Raw genomic sequence first — 1,815 nt, forward strand, 5'->3', positions numbered from 1 at the left:
ACGACGAAATGGCCATTGGCGAGAGTGGTAACGCTTGGGTCCCGCTGATCGCCATTGGTAAATTCATTGACCAGGAATTCACTGACGATCTCGCCGCCCTCCGCATCGAAAATACGCGCCTTGATGGCCGTTGGAGACGTATCGCCTTGCTGCTGGTCTTCAGACTCCCAAGTGACAACGAAATGGCCATTTTCCAGTGCTGTTACACTCGAGATGAATTGACCGTTATTGGTAAACTCGTTGACCAGGAACTCACTGCCAATCTCACTGCCATCCGCATTGAAAACACGCGCCTTGACAGCATATCCGGATGGATCGCCTTGCTGTTGGTCAAAAGACGACCAGGTGACGACAAAATGGCCATCGGCGAGCGCCGTGACACTCGCGTTCAATTGCCAGCTATGGGTAAACTCATTGACGAGGAACTCACTGACGATCTCAACACCCTCTGCATCAATAATACGCGCCTTGATGGCAGAAGAAGAAGCATCGCCTTGCTGCCCATCACGAGAGTCCCAGGTGACGACAAAATGGCCATTAGTCAGTGCGGTAATACTTGGAGTCTTTTGTCCGGTGTTGGTAAATTCATTCACGCGGAGTTCACTCGCGCCAATAAGATCATCTACCGCGATCGGTGCATCGTTTACAGGGGGAATCTCAAGGGCAAAGCTATCGCTTGCTGTGCGTGACCCATCGCTGGCCGTCACGGTCACACTCAATGTACCATGGAAGTCCTGCGGCGGTGTGCCCGAGAAGCTCCCCGCAATGGCATCAAACACCAGCCAGTCCGGCAGCGCCGCACCATCCGTCAGTGTCGCACTCAAGGTCAGTGCATCGCCATCCACATCCGTGAACGCATTGGTTGGCAGTGCAAAGCTCACAGCTTCATCTTCCGCTGAAGAGTGATCGGACAATGCAATTGCTAAAACGGGTGCATCGTTTCTTCCGTGAACAACAATTGAAACTGTTGCAGTGCTCTCCCCGCCATTGCCGTCCTCGACCGTATAGGTAAATGTGTCGATAAGTGTCTGCCCAACTGCCAAAGCCTGGACAGCATCCGCGTTGGTGGGATCATAGCTGATTGTCCCGTCGGTGTTCAGCGTCAGGGTCGCGCCATGCGCACTCGTGGCAGACACTGCTGTCATCGTGAGCGCATCCCCGTCGACATCGCTGTCGTTGGCCAAAAGCGTGGCGGTCTCAATCAGGGTCACAACATCTTCTGTGATCGGCTCGGGACCTTGAGCAACACCGTTTGCATCGAAAATACGCGCCTTGATGGCATAACCAGACGTATCACCTTGCTGCCCGTCGTTAGACATCCATATGATGACAAAATGGCCATTGGCGAGCACTGTCACGCTCGGCGCAATTTGAGTGTCATTGGTGAATTCATTGACCAGGAATTCACTGACAACCGCATCGCCATTCGCGTCAAAAATACGCGCCTTGATGGCCCAGCGATCATCGCCTTGCTGCCCATCATCAGACGCCCAGGTGACGACAAAATGGCCATTGGCGAGGGCCGTAACATTTGGGGTATCCTGATTGCCATCAGTAAATTCATTGACCAGGAACTCACTGACAACCGCATCGCCATTCGCGTCCAAAATACGGGCCTTGATGGCAGAACCTTCGGTGTCGCCCTGCTGCCCGTAACCAGACTCCCAGGTGACGACAAAATGACCATTGGCCAGTTCTGTAACACTCGAATTCCATTGAGAGTCATTGGTAAATTCATTGACCAGGAACTCACTGACAATCTCATCGCCATTCGCATCGAAAATTCGCGCCTTGACAGCATAACCAGATGGATCG

1 protein-coding gene is annotated in these 1,815 nt (G+C 53.0%); it reads right to left on the bottom strand.

What is annotated here, in order from left to right; genetic code table 11:
- A partial coding sequence (locus ACR1XY_RS24435) for a tandem-95 repeat protein (protein WP_480597389.1) occupies positions 1–1,815 on the bottom strand: 1,815 nt, incomplete at both ends.

It is taken from the genome of Ruegeria sp. AD11(2025) (assembly GCF_056542405.1).